The 18,435-nt window shown below is 59.1% G+C and carries 11 protein-coding genes and 2 rRNA genes; all 13 read right to left on the bottom strand.

Features of this window, described 5'->3' with window-relative positions; all coding sequences use genetic code 11:
* Positions 1-146 precede the first annotated feature (146 nt).
* The 13 genes from VLL26_RS03225 to pheT all read right to left on the bottom strand — a co-directional run bounded on the left by VLL26_RS03225 (position 147) and on the right by pheT (position 18,431).
* Positions 147-3,240, bottom strand: a 23S ribosomal RNA gene (locus VLL26_RS03225).
* Between the two features lie 366 nt (positions 3,241-3,606).
* Positions 3,607-5,131, bottom strand: a 16S ribosomal RNA gene (locus VLL26_RS03220).
* Together the 16S and 23S rRNA genes form the textbook arrangement of a ribosomal RNA operon.
* 634 nt (positions 5,132-5,765) lie before the next feature.
* Positions 5,766-7,049, bottom strand: a complete 1,284-nt coding sequence (tyrS, locus tag VLL26_RS03215; RefSeq protein WP_342319679.1) for a tyrosine--tRNA ligase — start codon at positions 7,047-7,049, stop codon at positions 5,766-5,768.
* Between the two features lie 9 nt (positions 7,050-7,058).
* Entirely contained in the window at positions 7,059-7,238 is a 180-nt protein-coding gene (locus VLL26_RS03210) for a Trm112 family protein (protein ID WP_342319678.1), read from the bottom strand.
* A gap of 46 nt (positions 7,239-7,284) precedes the next feature.
* A complete protein-coding gene (gene argH, locus VLL26_RS03205; protein ID WP_342319677.1) occupies positions 7,285-8,724 on the bottom strand; it encodes an argininosuccinate lyase in 1,440 nt (479 codons plus the stop codon).
* The gene (locus tag VLL26_RS03200) at positions 8,725-9,927 is read right to left on the bottom strand and encodes an argininosuccinate synthase (protein WP_342319676.1); all 1,203 of its coding nucleotides are present in this window, start codon (positions 9,925-9,927) and stop codon (positions 8,725-8,727) included. It abuts the gene before it with no gap.
* A 69-nt stretch (positions 9,928-9,996) separates the two neighbouring features.
* Positions 9,997-10,530, bottom strand: a complete 534-nt coding sequence (locus VLL26_RS03195; RefSeq protein WP_342319675.1) for an arginine repressor — start codon at positions 10,528-10,530, stop codon at positions 9,997-9,999.
* Positions 10,527-11,477, bottom strand: coding sequence for an ornithine carbamoyltransferase (argF, locus tag VLL26_RS03190; protein ID WP_342319674.1), 951 nt, complete (start codon positions 11,475-11,477; stop codon positions 10,527-10,529). Before argF ends, VLL26_RS03195 begins: the two co-directional genes overlap by 4 nt.
* Positions 11,474-12,679, bottom strand: coding sequence for an acetylornithine transaminase (locus VLL26_RS03185; RefSeq protein ID WP_342319673.1), 1,206 nt, complete (start codon positions 12,677-12,679; stop codon positions 11,474-11,476). The genes argF and VLL26_RS03185 overlap by 4 nt, the downstream gene beginning before the upstream one ends.
* On the bottom strand, positions 12,676-13,614 hold the full coding sequence (argB, locus tag VLL26_RS03180) for an acetylglutamate kinase (RefSeq protein WP_342319672.1): 939 nt from the start codon (positions 13,612-13,614) through the stop codon (positions 12,676-12,678). Before argB ends, VLL26_RS03185 begins: the two co-directional genes overlap by 4 nt.
* A gap of 11 nt (positions 13,615-13,625) precedes the next feature.
* The gene (gene argJ / locus VLL26_RS03175; RefSeq protein WP_342319671.1) at positions 13,626-14,780 is read right to left on the bottom strand and encodes a bifunctional glutamate N-acetyltransferase/amino-acid acetyltransferase ArgJ; all 1,155 of its coding nucleotides are present in this window, start codon (positions 14,778-14,780) and stop codon (positions 13,626-13,628) included.
* Between the two features lie 24 nt (positions 14,781-14,804).
* Positions 14,805-15,848 (bottom strand): N-acetyl-gamma-glutamyl-phosphate reductase, encoded by a 1,044-nt coding sequence (gene argC, locus VLL26_RS03170; RefSeq protein WP_342319670.1) that lies wholly within the window; start codon positions 15,846-15,848, stop codon positions 14,805-14,807.
* 75 nt (positions 15,849-15,923) lie between these two features.
* Positions 15,924-18,431, bottom strand: a complete 2,508-nt coding sequence (pheT, locus tag VLL26_RS03165) for a phenylalanine--tRNA ligase subunit beta (protein WP_342319669.1) — start codon at positions 18,429-18,431, stop codon at positions 15,924-15,926.
* Between the last annotated feature and the right edge of the window lie 4 nt (positions 18,432-18,435).

The raw sequence follows: 18,435 nt of genomic DNA, 5'->3' as shown, positions 1-18,435 counted from the left end.
ACATTTTGGGGATGTGTCCGTGCCTTTGTCGGGCAGTGGACCTTAATTGATTTATTGTTGTGGCTTATGTAGCAGACGTGGTGTGTCAGATACTGCATAGTGGACGCGTTTGGTGCATACAGAACTCTTCTTCGGTTGTGTTGTTGAGTTTTGCGTTGTTGGTGTATTAGTACCAGTCACCTCATGCACATTGCTGTGTGTCCAGATCTGGCCTATCAACCCACTGATCTCGTGGGAACCTCAAAAGAAACCTCATCTTGAAACGGGCTTCCCGCTTAGATGCTTTCAGCGGTTATCCCTTCCGTACGTAGCCAACCAGCCGTGCTCCTGGCGGAACAACTGGCACACCAGAGGTACGTCCGTCCCGGTCCTCTCGTACTAGGGACAGCCTTTCTCAAGTTTCTGCGCGCGCGGCGGATAGAGACCGAACTGTCTCACGACGTTCTGAACCCAGCTCGCGTGCCGCTTTAATGGGCGAACAGCCCAACCCTTGGGACCTACTCCAGCCCCAGGATGCGACGAGCCGACATCGAGGTGCCAAACCATCCCGTCGATATGGACTCTTGGGGAAGATCAGCCTGTTATCCCCGGGGTACCTTTTATCCGTTGAGCGACACCACATCCACAAGTAGGTGCCGGATCACTAGTCCCGACTTTCGTCCCTGCTCGACTTGTAGGTCTCGCAGTCAAGCTCCCTTGTGCACTTACACTCGCCACCTGATTGCCAACCAGGCTGAGGGAACCTTTGGGCGCCTCCGTTACTCTTTAGGAGGCAACCGCCCCAGTTAAACTACCCACCAGGCACTGTCCCCAACCCAGATCATGGGCCAAGGTTAAGGTATCCACTACGGTCAGAGTGGTATTTCAACAACGACTCCACAACCACTAGCGTGGCCGCTTCACAGTCTCCCACCTATCCTACACAAACCGCACCGAACACCAATACCAAGCTATAGTGAAGGTCCCGGGGTCTTTTCGTCCTGCCGCGCGAAACGAGCATCTTTACTCGTACTGCAATTTCACCGGGCCTGTGGTTGAGACAGCAGGGGAGTCGTTACGCCATTCGTGCAGGTCGGAACTTACCCGACAAGGAATTTCGCTACCTTAGGATGGTTATAGTTACCACCGCCGTTTACTGGGGCTTAAATTCTCCGCTTCGAACACAAAGTGATCTAACAGGTCCTCTTAACCTTCCAGCACCGGGCAGGCGTCAGTCCGTATACATCAACGTAAAAGTCTTCGCACGGACCTGTGTTTTTGATAAACAGTCGCTCCCCTCTATTCTCTGCGCCCCACACCAGCTCACACACGTAAAGCATGATCACCAGCACAGGTCCCCCTTCTCCCGAAGTTACGGGGGCAATTTGCCGAGTTCCTTAACCACAGTTCACCCGACCGCCTTAGTATTCTCTACCTGACTACCTGTGTCGGTTTCGGGTACGGGCCATTGCCACACATCGCTAGAGGCTTTTCTCGACAGTCCAGGATCACCACCATCACCCCACAAAAGGGGCTACGCATCACGCCTCACACACAATGAACCCCGCATTTAACAAAGGTTCGTGCCACACGCTTGCACCGCAATCCAATAAACGGCGTGGCTACCTCACTGCGTCACCCCATCACTGACCTACTAAGCATCAGGCCCCACGCATCACCATCACCACACACTCAAAGAGCATGACAGCAACAGATCAGGGTGGTTAGTATCAACCATTCAGTCTTGGTCGCGTGACAACGGGTACGGGAATATCAACCCGTTAACCATCGACTACGCCTGTCGGCCTCGCCTTAGGACCCGACTCACCCTGGGAAGACGAACTTGACCCAGGAACCCTTAGTCATCCGGCGGATAAGATTCTCACTTATCACTCGTTACTCATGCCTGCATTCTCACTCGCGTGCAGTCCACAGCCCCTTACGATACTGCTTCACCCCACACACGACGCTCCCCTACCCAAACACACAAAAAGCATGCTTGCCGCGGCTTCGGCGGTGTACTTGAGCCCCACTACATTGTCGGCGCGAAACCACTCGACCAGTGAGCTATTACGCACTCTTTCAAGGATGGCTGCTTCTAAGCCAACCTCCTGGCTGTCTTCGCGATCCCACATCCTTTTCCACTTAGTACACCCTTAGGGGCCTTAACCGGCGATCTGGGCTGTTTCCCTCTCGACTATGAAGCTTATCCCCCACAGTCTCACTGCCATGCATCACTTACACCGGCATTCGGAGTTTGGCTGATGTTGCTAAGATGATAGTCCCGCTCAACCAACCAGTAGCTCTACCTCCGGCAAGCTAACATAACGCTGCACCTAAATGCATTTCGGGGAGAACCAGCTATCACGGAGTTTGATTGGCCTTTCACCCCTACCCACAGCTCATCCCCTCAGTTTTCAACCTAAGTGGGTTCGCGCCTCCACAACCTCTTACAGCTGCTTCACACTGGCCATGGGTAGATCACCCCGCTTCGGGTCCAGGACATGCCACTACAACACCCCATGAGGATTCGCTTTCGCTACGACTACCCCTTCACAAACGGGTTAACCTCGCGACATGCCGCTGACTCGCAGGCTCATTCTTCAAAAGGCACGCCATCACACACAAGAAGTGCTCTGACGGATTGTAAGCGCACGGTTTCAGGAACTATTTCACTCCCCTCCCGGGGTACTTTTCACCATTCCCTCACGGTACTACATCCACTATCGGTCACACTGAGTATTTAGGCTTACCGGGTGGTCCCGGCAGATTCACAGCAGATTCCACGAGCCCGCTGCTACTCGGGGCAACATGTCAACACAACAGCACAACGCCTTCACGTACAGGGGCTCTCACCCACTACGGCGCACCATCCCAGGCAACTTCCGCTAACGCACACTGCCATGCGCAGGCCTGACAGAACCCACACAACACATCCCCACAACCCCACATGCGCAACCCCTGTCAGGTATCACACACACATGGTTTAGCCTCATCCACTTTCGCTCGCCACTACTCACGGAATCACAATTGTTTTCTTCTCCTACGGGTACTGAGATGTTTCACTTCCCCGCGTCAACCCCCACACAGACTATGAATTCATCTGCGGGTCACACCACATAACCGGTGCGGGGTTTCCCCATTCGGACATCCTCGGATCAACGCTCAATTGGCAACTCCCCGAGGCTTAACGCAGCCTTTCACGTCCTTCATCGGCCCAGCATACCAAGGCATCCACCGTACGCCCTTACACACACAAAACACACACCCACACAAAGCAGGCATGCACACAAACAAAGAATAAAGATGCTCGCGTCCACTATACAGTTCTCACACACCACACCCACACCCACACACACAACCACAACGACCATGCACACAGACGAAGCCACAAGGAACAACACGCATGCCATCCCAGACACCCAACAGCGCACCAACCCAAACACAAAAGCCTGCATCCACAATCACGCCCACCTAGCTGCAACCACACCCACACACACCAACATGCAGGGAATGCGCATCCACCCGGACACACGCAACCATTTACACACAACGATGGCAGCACCACACACGGACACTCAACCACCAACACCCCACAACTGCGAGGCACAATAAAAAACTCCTTAGAAAGGAGGTGATCCAGCCGCACCTTCCGGTACGGCTACCTTGTTACGACTTCGTCCCAATCGCCGATCCCACCTTCGACAGCTCCCTAACAAGTTTAGGCCACTGGCTTCGGGTGTTACCAACTTTCATGACGTGACGGGCGGTGTGTACAAGGCCCGGGAACGTATTCACCGCAGCGTTGCTGATCTGCGATTACTAGCGACTCCGACTTCATGGGGTCGAGTTGCAGACCCCAATCCGAACTACGACCGGCTTTCAGCGATTAGCTCATCCTCACGAACTCGCGCACGCGCTGTACCGACCATTGTAGCATGTGTGAAGCCCTGGACATAAGGGGCATGATGATTTGACGTCGTCCCCACCTTCCTCCGAGTTAACCCCGGCAGTCTCTCATGAGTCCCCACCACAACATGCTGGCAACATAAGACAAGGGTTGCGCTCGTTGCGGGACTTAACCCAACATCTCACGACACGAGCTGACGACAACCATGCACCACCTGTACACCAGCCACAAAGGGAAAGACCATCTCTGGCCCGAACCGGTGTATGTCAAGCCCAGGTAAGGTTCTTCGCGTTGCATCGAATTAATCCACATGCTCCGCCGCTTGTGCGGGCCCCCGTCAATTCCTTTGAGTTTTAGCCTTGCGGCCGTACTCCCCAGGCGGGGCGCTTAATGCGTTAGCTACGGCACGAACCCCGTGGAAGGGACTCACACCTAGCGCCCACCGTTTACGGCATGGACTACCAGGGTATCTAATCCTGTTCGCTACCCATGCTTTCGCTCCTCAGCGTCAGTTACTGCCCAGAGACCTGCCTTCGCCATCGGTGTTCCTCCTGATATCTGCGCATTTCACCGCTACACCAGGAATTCCAGTCTCCCCTACAGCACTCAAGTTATGCCCGTATCGCCTGCAGTCCCACAGTTAAGCCATGGACTTACACAAACGACGCGACAAACCACCTACGAGCTCTTTACGCCCAGTAATTCCGGACAACGCTCGCACCCTACGTATTACCGCGGCTGCTGGCACGTAGTTAGCCGGTGCTTCTTATCCAGGTACCGTCACTTACAAAAGCTTCGTCCCTGACGAAAGGAGTTTACAACCCGAAGGCCTTCATCCCCCACGCGGCGTCGCTGCATCAGGCTTGCGCCCATTGTGCAATATTCCCCACTGCTGCCTCCCGTAGGAGTCTGGGCCGTATCTCAGTCCCAATGTGGCCGTACACCCTCTCAGGCCGGCTACCCGTCGACGCCTTGGTAGGCCATTACCCCACCAACAAGCTGATAGGCCGCGAGCTCATCCCATACCGCAAAAGCTTTCCACCAACACACCTACATGCCGGTCCTATCCAGTATTAGACCCAGTTTCCCAGGCTTATCCCGAAGTACAGGGCAGATCACCCACGTGTTACTCACCCGTTCGCCACTCGAGTACCAGCGCAAGCACTGGCCTTTCCGTTCGACTTGCATGTGTTAAGCACGCCGCCAGCGTTCATCCTGAGCCAGGATCAAACTCTCCACAAAAAAGTTTCAACACAAAAGCGAAACAGGCCGTGAAAAGCCCAAAACCCAACAAAAAACAAACCAACCACCACACACAACATGCGATGAACTGGCAATCCAAAAATTACTGCAACCAACCCCCACACCCGACGGGGCACAACAGGAGATTGGCAAAAAATAGTTCACAGCGAAACATTCATCCACCATGCACCACGCAAAAACGTCACGTGAAGCAGCATCCAATCATTGGTTCAGACACCACCCACCGGCACGCACCCCCACCACCCACAAAGAGCAGCCAGGCACACACGGCACACAACCAAACAAACACAACCATGAACACAAACAAAAAATGCTTGAATTGGCACACTATCGAGTTCTCAAACAACACACGCACACCCCCACAAAACCCCAGCTACACACCAGAGCCGCAGAAGCAGCGAATAACGAAGTTACACAAACAGTAAACAAAAGTCAAAATCCAGCCAAACCAGACCAAACTCCCGCACCACTATGAACTTCACACCACCACAACAACGCCGCAGCGGCGAAACAACACATTAACCACCCCCACACAACAAAGCAAACACGCAGGTTGATAAACAAAACCGGCTGCCGCGACAGAGCGTGGCAGCCTGTGAGAAAACCTCGAACGCTAACGCAGCTTAGCGCCAGCGAAGTTCTTCTTCCCTTTGCGCAAAACAAGCCATGTGCCGTGCAGAAGATCCGATTCTTCCGGCTCCCAGCCCTCGTTTTGGATGCGCACGTTATTGACGTAGGCACCGCCTTCCTTAATTGTCCGCCGGGCCGCGCCCTTGGAGTCGGCCAGGCCGGCTGCTACGAGAAGGTCCACGATGGTGCGAGCCTGACCGGTTGCGATCTGTGCAACGGTTGTTTCGGATAGGGCTCCTGCCAGTGTCGCTTCGTCGAGATCTCCAAGGTCGGCTTGGCCAAACAGTGCTTGTGCGGCAAGTTCGACGGCCACCCGTGCATCCCGGCCGTGGACCAAGTCAGTCATTTCTTGTGCCAGGCGTCGTTGGGCTTCCCGCTTGAAGGCGCGCTGTTCGACCTCAACTTCCAACGCGGCAATTTCTTCGCGGGAAAGGAACGTAAACCAGCGCAGGTAGTCGATGACAACGGAATCACCGGCGTTAAGGAAGTACTGGTACCAGGCGTAAGGGGAGGTCTTTTCCGCATCCAACCAGAGCTTGCCGCCGCCGGTGGACTTGCCAAACTTCTGCCCGCTAGCGTCGGTGACCAGGGGCACGGTCAACCCGTGCGTCTTGGTGCCGCTGATGCGGCGGTTGAGATCTACGCCGGAGACGATGTTGCCCCACTGGTCGCCGCCGCCGATCTGCAGCACACAATCGTATTTTTTGTTGAGCTGTACGAAGTCGTTGGCCTGCAGGAGCATGTAGGAAAACTCCGTGTAGGAGATGCCGTCGGATTCCAGGCGACGCTTGACCGTGTCGCGGTCGAGCATGGTGTTGAGTGAGAAGTTCTTCCCCACGTCGCGGAGAAAGTCAATGACCGACATTTGCATGGTCCAGTCCGCGTTGTTGACCATGATGGCGGGGTTTGCGCCGTCGAAGTCAACGAAGCGCCGCAACTGCGCTTTGATAGATTCCAGGTTCTTTTCGATCTCTCCTTGCGAAAGCATCGAGCGTTCCCCCACGTCGCGTGGATCGCCGATGAAGCCGGTTGCTCCGCCGGCCAAGGTCAGCGGGCGGTGCCCGGCGAGTTGGAAGCGACGCAGCATGATCATCGGCACGAGGTGCCCGGCGTGCAGGGAGTCCCCCGTCGGGTCGAAGCCACAGTAGAGGGTGATGGGGTTTTCAGTGGCTTCGCGCAGGGCAGCGAGGTCGGTGGACTGGTTGATCAATCCGCGCCACTCAAGCTCGTCGATGATGTTTGTGGCCTGGTTCGTGTTGGCAGACATGGAGACTTTCTAGTTTTCGCTTGGGTAGGGCTGAGCTTCGTCGATAAGCAAAACGGGGATGTCGTCGTCGATGCGGTAGGCGATGCCCAGCCGGGGGTTGACCAGGAGCTGTTCGTCCTCCTTGTAGGTCAACTCACCTTTGTCTTGTGGACAGGCGAGGACCTCAAGAAGTTGCGGATCAAGACTCATGGCCCCCATCCTACTGCGCGGATACGTCTTAGCAGCACAGGGCGCCTTATGTGTGTTGACGCACCGGCTTTTCGGCCCAGCTACGATAGTTCGCGCTCGCGGCGGCAACTCGCTGACGTTGCTCGTCGACACGAACCTTCGCGGTGCCGCCGCGGGTATCGCGCGAGGCGACGGCGCCGTCGATGGTGAGCACCTCGCGAACTTCCGGCGTTAATCGCTTATCGACGCCCGCCAGTTCCTCATCCGTCACATCCACTAGGTCCACCCCGCGGGCCTCCGCGATTTTCACGCACGCCCCGGACGCTTCGTGCGCTTCGCGGAAGGGCACACCTTGGCGAACCATCCACTCTGCCAGGTCGGTAGCCAAGGTAAAGCCGGCGGGAGCAAGCTCACGCATGCGCTCTTCGTGGAATTCAAGCGTGGAGATCAACCCAGTCATGGCAGGAAGGAGAAGACGGAGCTGGGTCACCGAGTCGATCACCGGCTCTTTGTCTTCCTGCAAGTCCCGGTTATAAGCCAAGGGCATAGCCTTGAGCGTGGCCATCAGGCCGGTGAGGTTGCCGATGAGCCTGCCTGTCTTACCGCGGGCAAGTTCGGCTACGTCGGGGTTTTTCTTCTGCGGCATGATGGACGATCCGGTCGACCAGGCGTCGTGAAGTGTAACGTAGCCGAACTCGGGCGTGGACCAGGCGATGAGCTCCTCCGACAGGCGCGAGAGATCCACCGCAATTTGGGCGAGCACGAAAGCGGTTTCGGCGGCGAAATCTCGCGCGGATGTGCCATCCAGGGAGTTGTCGGTGGCGGAGTCGAAACCTAGCTCTGCCGCGATCGCCTCCGGATCCAGGTGCAGGGAAGAACCCGCCAGCGCACCGGATCCGTACGGCGAAACGGCCAGGCGCTTGTCCACGTCCTGGATGCGCTCCAAGTCACGCAGCAGCGGATGGGTGTGCGCAAGAAGCGAGTGGGCGAGCAGGACGGGCTGCGCCGCCTGGAAATGCGTTTTGCCCGGCATGATGGCCTCCGGGTGCGCCTCGGCCTGCTGCACCAAAGCATCAATGAGGTCGACGACGTCAAGCGCCACACCGCGCAAAGCGTCGCGACACCACATGCGAAACATTGCGGCAACCTGGTCGTTGCGGGAGCGCCCGGCCCGCAGGCGCCCACCCACCTCAGCGCCGACCCGGTCGATGAGTCCACGTTCCATAGCGCCGTGGACGTCCTCATCAGTCGGAGCTGGAGTAAAGGTGCCGTCGGAAACGTCGCGGCCAAGCTGGTCGAGGCCGTCGAGCATGGTTGCCAGGTCGGCGTCGGAAAGCAGGCCCGCCTTGTTCAGCACCTTCGCGTGCGCCTTGGAGGCAAGTACGTCATAAGGCGCGAGAACCCAGTCAAAATGTGTAGAGACTGACAGGGCGAACATCGCCTCGGAAGGACCGCCAGTAAAGCGAGCGCCCCACAGGGCACCTTCGTTGGTGGCGTGTTTGTGCATTTACTTGCCGGCCTCGCGATCACGCTTGTTGGCAATCTGCGAGGACAGACCGTGCAGCCGCACGAAACCCTTGGCCAGAGTTTGGTCAAAGGTGTCGCCAGTGTCGTAGGTGGCCAAGTTGAAATCGTACAAAGAATGATTCGAGCGGCGCCCGTTGACCACAGCCTTGCCGGCATGCAACACCAGGCGAATGTCGCCGGTGACGTGCTGTTGGGTGGACTCGATGAAGGCATCCAGGGAGCGCTTCAGCGGGCCGAACCACAGGCCGTCGTAGACTTCCTCGGACCAGCGGGCGTCGATAAGCCGTTTATAGCGGGCAAGTTCACGCTCGACGGTGACGTCCTCCAGCGCCTTGTGGGCAGTAATAAGCGTAACTGCACCCGGCGCCTCGTAGACCTCACGCGACTTAATGCCCACCAAGCGGTCCTCCACCATGTCTAGGCGGCCGATACCCTGGGCGCCGGCGCGGCGGTTGAGCTCCTCGATCGCCTCAAGGACGCTAACTTGACGGCCGTCAATGGCCACCGGTTTGCCGGACTCGAAGGTGATGATGACCTCGTCAGGCGCGTTGCCCAAACCCGGATCCTCGGTGTAGGCATAAAGGTCTTTCGTCGGCGGGTTCCACAGGTCCTCCAAAAAACCCGTTTCCACCGCACGGCCCCACACATTTTGGTCGATGGAGAATGGGGATGCCGCGGACTGCTCAATCGGCAGATTCTTGCGCTCGGCGTATTCAATGGCCTTGTCGCGGGTCCAGGCGAAGTCGCGGGCCGGCGCAACGATCTCGAGAGTGGGATCCATGTTGAGAAAACCCACCTCAAAGCGCACCTGGTCGTTTCCTTTGCCGGTGCAGCCGTGCGCCACGTGTGTGCCGCCATGCTCCTGGGCGGCTTTGACCAAGTGCTTGACAATAAGGGGGCGCGAAATCGCCGAGACGAGCGGGTACTCCCCCATGTACATGCCGTTAGCCTTAATCGTGGGCAGGCAATACTCTTCCGCGAACTCGTCCTTGGCGTCGATCACGATGGATTCCACAGCCCCGCAATCAAGGGCGCGCTGACGCACAGACTCCATGTCTTCCCCACCCTGGCCGAGGTCGAGGGCCACGGCGACGACGTCACCCTCGATCATCTCGCCCAGGTACGGAATGGCCACGGAGGTGTCAAGACCTCCGGAGTAGGCGAGAACTACGCGATGAGACATGCTTTTCTCCTTCATTGTTCAACACATGTATTCACAAAAAAATATCTAGCGGTCACAATACCGGGGCCGCTAAACGGGCTGTTCTTTCCCGTCTGTATTGCTCGCGCCATTGGCATTGGCAACAACCTTGCCCCCGACCAAAAGCTCGCACAGTTCGCGGCCGTTGAGCGGGTCGCAGGCAAGCACGAAGATGGTGTCGTCGCCGGCAATACAGCCCGCGACTTGGTCAAGCCCGACGCGATCGACATAGCTGGCTAGGTACTGTGCGGCGCCGGGCGGGGTACGCAACACCGCGATGGAACCGGAGTAGTTGGTAGAGACAACCAACTCATCGAGCATCCGGCGCAGCTTCTCCCGCGGCGCGGACTGAGCCTTTTCGAAGGCGGCATCACTTTTGACGGTGTAAAAGGCCCGGCCACCGTCTGCGGGGCGAACCTTTCTCGCGCCCAGCTCGTCGAGGTCGCGCGACAAAGTCGCCTGGGTGATTTCGATTCCCTCGGCGTGCAAAAGCTTCGAAAGCTGAACCTGGGAGGACACCCGTGTTGACTCCAAGACCTCAAGGATTCGGGCTTGGCGCGCCGTGCGTGAGAGGGGCTGGGTCATGACTGGTGCTCCAAAAGCCACACAAGCAGAGCTTTTTGCGCGTGCAAACGGTTTTCCGCCTCGTCGAAAACGCGGGAGGCGGGCCCGTCAATGACCTCCGCGGTGACCTCGCTGCCGCGGTAGGCAGGCAGGCAGTGCAAAAAAATCGCGTCGCGCGCTGCCCGGCGCATCACGTCTTGGTTGACCTGGTAAGGCAAAAACGGGGTACGGCGATCCTTTCCGTCGTCTTCCATTCCCATCGACACCCACGTATCGGTTATCACCACGTCCGCCCCTTCAACTTCCGCGATATCAGAGGTGACGTTAACGGTGGCGCCGGTTTCTGCGGCTCGCTTGCGGGCGCGTGTGACGAACTCATCTGTGGGCAGGAAATCTTCAGGGCCGATAATCGAGATATCCATGCCGGCGGTGGCAAAGCCGATCATGTAGGAATTGGCCATGTTGTTATTGCCATCGCCCAGGTAGACAACTTTTTTGCCACTCAAGCCCTGTGGGCCTTGAGCTGGGCAAAGGTTTTCCACGCAGGTTTGCAAATCGGCAAGGATCTGACAGGGGTGCAGGTCGTCGGAAAGCGCATTGATAATGGGCACCGTGGAACCCTTTGCCATATCGAGGAAGTTTCGGTGGGCGTAGGTGCGCCACACAATTGCCTCGACGTAGCGAGACAGTACCGCGCCGGTGTCGTGGTACGTCTCGCCTTTGCCCATTTGGGAATTGCCAGTTTCGGTGACAATGGCGTGCCCACCAAGCTGCGCGATGCCTGCGTCGAAGGAAAAGCGGGTCCGAGTAGAGGTTTTGTCGAACAACACCGCCACGCTCAAGGGGCCCTCCAAGGGGCGCCGCGACAGCGGGGACTTTTTCAGCTCGGCGGCAAGCTGCAGTACCTCGGCCTGTTCGGCGGGGGTTAAGTCGTCATCGGCGAGAAAGTGCCGTGGTGTGCGTGTCATGGTCGTTTTCCCTTCGTGTCGTCAGTGGTCAAACCTTCCTTCAGCGCGGCGGCGATTCTTGCGGCGGCGAGGTCAATATCTTCGTCGGTGATCACCAGTGGCGGAGTCAGGCGGATGACGTTCGGGGCGGGCGCGTTGAGGATCACCCCTGTGCGGTAGCCTGCTGCAACAGTTTCTTTGGCCACGGGCTTGTCAAGGACCACGCCCAGCATCAGACCGCGCCCGCGCACCGTTTTCACACCCGGCAGTGGGCGCAGCGCGGCCGCGAGTTTCTCGCCCTTGCGGCGGACCTCGGCAAGCATGTGCTTATCGACGACACCCAACACCGCGTTCGCCGCAGCGCACGCGACGGGGTTGCCGCCGAAAGTAGTGCCGTGGGAGCCGGGGCGGAAAAGTTCAGCAGCCCGGCCGGTGGCGATGACTGCACCGATTGGCATTCCGCCGCCGAGACCTTTGGCCATGGTGATCACGTCGGGTAAGACACCGTCGTGCTCGTAGGCGAAAAAGTTTCCTGTGCGACCGACGCCAGTTTGCACTTCATCGGTGATCATGAGGATGCTGTGTGCGTCGCAAAGCTGGCGCACGTCACGCAGAAAACCTTCGGGGGCCGGGATGACCCCAGTTTCACCTTGGATAGGTTCGAGGATGATCGCGGCGACGTCTTGCGCGTCGATCTCCACGAGTCGACGCAGGTAGTTGATGTCGCCGTAGGGGTAGAACTCCACGCCGCCAGGCAGCGGTGCGAAAGGTTTGCGCTTTTCCGGCTGGCCGGTCAGGGCCAAAGAACCCATCGTCCTGCCGTGGAAACCGTGTTCGGCGGCGAGCACCCTGCCCCGCCCAGTCAAGCGCGCAAGCTTGAAAGCTGCCTCGTTGGCTTCCGCACCGGAGTTGCAAAAAAACACCCGCGCCGAATCCTCGCCCACAATCGCTTTCAGGCGAGAAGCCGCCTCCACAACCGGAGTCGAGGCAAAGAGGTTGGAGACATGGCCCAACTTTGCCACCTGCCCGCTGACCGCTGCAACGATCGCCGGATGTGCATAACCCAACGAGTTGACGGCAATACCGGCAAGCATGTCGATGTATTCAGTGCCATCCGCCCCACTTACCCGGGCACCGCGGCCTGATACTAGCTCCAAGGCCGGGGTGGCGTAGGTGTTCATCAAGACCTCGCCCCAGGTACCCACAGCGTCTGTGGTGGTCATGCTTGATCGTCCTTTCTGAAGATGGTGCCGTCGGGATAATTCGCGGCATCGTAGCCGTCCGGCAGCACCATCGTTCCGATGCCGCCCATGGTCAACAGCTCCAGCAACACGGAGTGCGCAAGGCGCCCGTCGATGACGTGGGCGGCGTTAACTCCGCCGCGCACGGCGCGCAGACAAGACCCCATCTTCGGGATCATGCCGGTATCCAGGCTGGGCATAAGCCGCTCCAACTCCCCCACCTCGATCTTCGACAACAGGGAGTCCTTGTTAGGCCAATCTGTGTAGAGGCCCTCGACATTTGTCAGAATAACGAGACGGTCAGCCCCAATAGCGCTGGCCAACGCCCCCGCTGCCTCATCGGCATTGATGTTGTAGACATTGCCGTCGTCGCCGGGCGCGATACCGGAGACAACCGGGATTCGGCCCGCCTCGATGATGTCCATTACTGCCGAGGGATTGACATCAGTAATCGTGCCGACCAATCCAATATCGAGCGTGCCCTCCTGCGTTTCTACAAAACGCCGGGTGGCGCGAAACAGCCCCGCATCCTCCCCGGAGGTTCCAACCGCGTAGGGTCCGTGGGAGTTGATCTTGTTTAAAAGGTCGCGCCCAACCTGGCCGAAAAGCACCATCCGAACGACATCGAGGATCTCCGGAGTTGTCACGCGGAACCCGCCGACGAACTCGCCGCCGTCTAAACCAAGGCGTTTGAGCATCGCGGAGATCTGCGGGCCGCCGCCGTGGACCACGACCGGTTTGGCGCCGACGGTGCGCAAAAAGACCATGTCGGCGGCGAAGGCGGCCTTGAGTGATTCGTCCACCATGGCGTTGCCGCCGTATTTGACCACCACGATTTTGTCGCGGTAGTGCTGCAACCAGGGCAACGCCTCAGCAAGGACATTGGCCCGCAGTTCGTTGTTCATGTTGAGCATCATGTGGCCACTTCCTATGTGCTGTATGCGGAGTTGATTTCAACGTAGGCGTGCGACAGATCGGTTGTGCGCACCGTTGCGCGACCCGGCCCGCCGGTGCCCAAATCCACCACAACCTCAATGTCTGCGCCGCTGAGATCCACCTCTCGTGCACCGGGCACACCTGTCGAGTCAATGCAGACCGCGTGGCCGTTGAAGCTAACGGAGATCTTCTCCGGGTCCATATCGGCCTGGGCCATGCCAACCGCAGCCAAAGTCCTGCCCCAGTTGGGGTCGGAGCCGAACATGGCGCACTTAAACAGGTTGTCTCGCCCGATCGTGCGGGCCGCATCGAGCGCCTGGCGGTCATTGGTGGTTCCGTGCACCGTAATCGACACCCGCTTAGTCACCCCTTCAGCATCTGCCTGCATCTGACGTGCGATGTCTTCGCACACCTCATAGATGGCCCTATTGAGCTCCTCTTGGCTCGGGGTGATGCCGCTGGCGCCGCTGGCCATCGCCACCACTGTGTCGTTGGTGGAGGTTGAGCCGTCGACGTCGAGGGTGTTGAAGGTGACCTCGCAAGCCGCGCGCAGCGCGGCGTCCAAAGCCGCAGAACTCACGGAGGCATCCGTGGTGATAGCCACGAGCATGGTTGCCAAAGAAGGCGCCATCATGCCGACACCTTTGCCCATTGCCGCGAGCGACCATCCTTCGCGCGTCACCAGCGCTTGCTTTTCTACCGTGTCGGTGGTCAAGATTGCCTCCGCCGCCTCAGCGCCGTAATCGCCCAAGTTGGCGGCGAGCACCGCGATGCCGGCGCGAAGTTTGTCCATCGGCAACACATCGCCGATCAAACCAGTGGAGCACACGGCAACATCCGAGGCGTCAATGCGCAGCGCTTGCGCTACGAGTCTCTGTTCCTCGGCGGCGTCCGCGTCGCCTTGGGCTCCATTGCAGGCGTTCGCATTGCCGGAGTTGAACACGACTGCGCGCAGGCGGCCGTCCGCTATCGCTTTGCGGGTAATTTTCACTGGCGAGGCCACCACGCGGTTGCGGGTAAACACCGCCGCGGCGGTGAACTCTGGACCGTTGTTGACCACGAGAGCCATGTCCGGCTTGCCGGAAGCCTTAATGCCCGCAGTGTGGGCGGCGGCTGTAAAGCCTGCGGGGGCGGTAATACCGTTCATTCTTTTCAGTCTTTCGTACTCGCGTTAGGGACTAACGCCCACAGTGGGCAGCCCGGCGGTTTCTTCCCAACCAAGCGCAATGTTCATGCACTGCACTGCCGCACCGGCGGTGCCCTTGGTCAGGTTGTCAATTGCGGAGGTGACAAGCAACGTTTCTGTGTCCTCGTTGACCTCCACCTGGATGTGGCACATATTGGAGCCGAGCACGTGCTGCGTTTCCGGTTGCTGGCCGGCAGGCAACACAACCACGAAAGGCTCGTGGGCGTAGAAGGCTTCGTAGACTTCCCGGGCGCGCTCGGCCGTCCATTTCTGGGTCAGGGGTGCGGTGACCGTGGTGAGGATGCCGCGCGGAAGCGGCGCGAGCACCGGGGTGAAGTTCACACTAACGGCGACTTTCGCGGCCTCGTGAAGATTTTGGGCTATCTCAGGGGTGTGGCGATGTCGCCCGCCTGTGTTGTACGCACGAAGCGAGCCCATCGTTTCGGCACCGAGCAGGCCGACGTTGGCCTTCTTGCCGGCGCCGGAGACGCCGGTGACAGACACGATATTGAGCTGTGGCTGCACGAGAGAGGCCGCTAACGCTGGGTAGGCGGCGAGTGTGGCACCAGTGGGAAAGCACCCGGGCACAGCGACGCGGCGCGCGAGGCGGATTTCCTCGCGGTGGCCGGGCATCTCGGGGATCCCATAAGGCCAGTGCCCGAAGTATTGACCCCCGTAGTATCTCGCCCAGTCGTGCTGGCTGCGCAGACGGAAATCGGCGGCGCAGTCGAGCACGAGCGTCTCCGGCGGCAACTGCATGCCAATCTCGGCGGAATGTCCGTGCGGCAGGGCGAGAAAGACGATGTCATGGCCGGCGAGGGTTGCCGGGCTCGTTTCTTCGATGACCCGCTCTGCTAAAGCTGGGAGGTGCGCCATGAGCGCCGCGACTGACTGGCCTGCGTTGCTGTTGCCGGTCAACGCGCCGATTTCCATCTGCCCGTTGAGCAGCTGGGGGTGGCCGAGCAGAAGCCGGAGGATCTCTCCCCCGGCATAGCCTGTGGCACCGGCGACGGCTACGCGAAGTGTCATGCGCCCCACGGTAGCATTTTATGCACTTAGATGCAATTAATGCATACTGTTGTGCTTGTGCTTGTGCTGTGCCCCCTAAGCACGCATCTGCGCATCATGCTCACGTTTGGCCGCCTCTGCTGCGGCCAAACGAGCCTGCGAAGCCTCATCCTCCGTCAACGTGCGATCCCCTGCCCTAAAGACCAAACCAAAGGCAAGAGACTTTTTGCCCGCACCGAGATGCTCGGAACGGTAGACGTCGAAAAGCGTGACACTTTCCACAAGCTCACCGGCACCCTCCTCCACTGTGCGACGCACAGCCTCAGCGGGCACCGACTCATCCACAACCAACGCAATGTCCTGGTTGACCGCCGGGAAAGAAGACAGCACCGGGGCAGGAAGCTCAGCATCGAAAGGCAACGCGGACAGGTCAATCTCCATGGCACAGGTCCGCTCCGGCAAATCAAGAGCCTCTAGAATCTGCGGGTGCAACTCGCCGGCATAGCCGACGGTGCGCCCCGCCACGCGAAGCGCCCCGCAGCGACCAGGGTGCCACGGCAGCTCAGCGGCGGCCTCCACCTCGAGCGCAACCCCGGCGGCACGGGCTACCACACGGGCAGATTCAATCGCATCCGCCCAACCATAACTGCGCCCCGCCCCCCACGGACCGTCAAGTTCCTTGCCGCCGACAGCAACCGTCGCCGCATGTAAATCCTGCTGCGGCAGGGACTCCAACAGCTCGCTTAGCGTCGCCTCATCGGGACGCGCCAGCACACTCGGCATCGGGGATCGCTCAGCGCGCTTGAAAGCCACCTGCGCCACAGAAAACAAACCCACATCATGTCTGCCGCGAGCAATGTTGCGCCCGACGGCTTCCAGCATCGCCGGCAAAAGAGTCGTAGCGAGGATGCCATAGTCGTTGTCCAACGGGTTTTGCACCACCACCGCGTTGCGGCGAGGATCATCGGCTGCAAGTCCCCACGTGTCGAATACCGTGTTGGAAGTAAAGGGCGTAGGAATGATCTCCACGTAACCGGAATACGCCAGCGCGTGAGTCACCGCGCGGCGGCGCCGCTGCTGCGGCGACAAACCACGCCCGCCACGCGGAGTGGGCAGCACGGAAGGAACCTCGTCCACGCCTTCAAGACGCACGATCTCCTCAATCAACTCAACAGGGACAGTCAAGTCGTTGCGCCACGTCGGTGGCGTCACACGCAGCACCCCACCCTCATCGGCGACAACGCAACCGACTTCCTCAAGACGAGCGACCACGCTTTCGCGCGAGTAGTCCACCCCAATCAGCTCAGCCAGGTGCCCAACACGCATCTGGATTTCTTCACGCCCGGCGACGCCACCAACAATCGTGCGCTGCGGGGCAATCCTGCCGCCGGCGCACTGAACAAGCAGGGCGCAGGCGATGTCCAGGCACACCTCGACGAGTGCGGGGTCGACGCCGCGCTCGAAACGTCGAGAAGCTTCCGAGCTCAACTTATGGTGCCGCGCGGTGCGCGCGACCGTCAGCTCGTCCCACGTCGCCGCCTCAAAGTAGACATTGGTGGTGCCCTCCGAAATCTCAGAGATGGTACCCCCCATCACACCCGCGAGCGACAAAATACCGTTGTCATCAGCGATAACCACATCAGCAGGCGTGAGAATACGCTTAGTGTGATCAAGCGTTTCAAAAGTCTCTCCCCCAGCAGCCATATAAACGCGCAGACCACCTACAATTTTGTCGGCGTCGAAGGCGTGCATCGGCTGACCAGTCAGCAACATCACGAAATTGGTGATGTCCGTTGCAGCATTGACGCTGCGGATGCCGGAGAGCATAAGGATGCGCTGCAACCAAAACGGCGCAGGCGCAGTCGGGTCAATGCCTTCAACCTTACGCAGCCCGAAGCGCTTCGCCTTGGTCGCAGCATCGACGGTGAGACCCACAAGCTCACCCGCAGGAGCCGGAACAGCACTGATGTCAATGCCAGCGATCGACGGGTCATCAGCCACGTCGCGGTAGTTAAGGTCAAAAGCCGAAGAAAGCTCACGGGTTAAACCCCGCGCCGACAGGGCGTAACCCCGGTCCGGGGTGACGTTGACGTCGAAAACCGTGTCCCCCAACCCGAGGATGCTGCGGGCGTCTTCCCCAGGCACAGCAGCACCTGGCGGCAAGGTGATAATGCCCTCAGAGCGCGCCGTCATACCAAGTTCCGCGGCCGAGGCCATCATGCCGTTAGAAATGCGGCCGTAGGTCTCGCGCGCGGAAATCTCGAACCCGCCCGGCAATACAGCACCAGGCAGGGAAACAACCACCAAGTCGCCCTCGTTGAAATTGCGGGCGCCGCAGATAATGCCCTGCAACTCACCGGTGCCGTTAGCCTGGCCTACGTCCACCTGGCAGTAACGAATCGGCTTTTTGAACTCGGTCAGCTCCTCGATCTTTGATACCTGGCCAATGACCAGCGGACCTGTGGTTTCCGGCAGCGGCTCAAAGCCTTCGGTTTCGAAACCGACGCGGACGAAGCCGGCGTCGAGTTCTTCATCGGTGACTTTCCAGCCTTCGTTGCCAGCTCCTTGCAGCAGGAGGGTGATCCAATTGTGTGAAATCAGCATTGTG

The sequence above is a fragment of the Corynebacterium sp. BD556 genome, assembly GCF_038452275.1.
GTDB classification, from domain to species: domain Bacteria; phylum Actinomycetota; class Actinomycetes; order Mycobacteriales; family Mycobacteriaceae; genus Corynebacterium; species Corynebacterium mayonis.
Note: the sequence above shows the minus strand (reverse complement) of the source record. Positions and strands in the feature narration are given on the sequence as shown.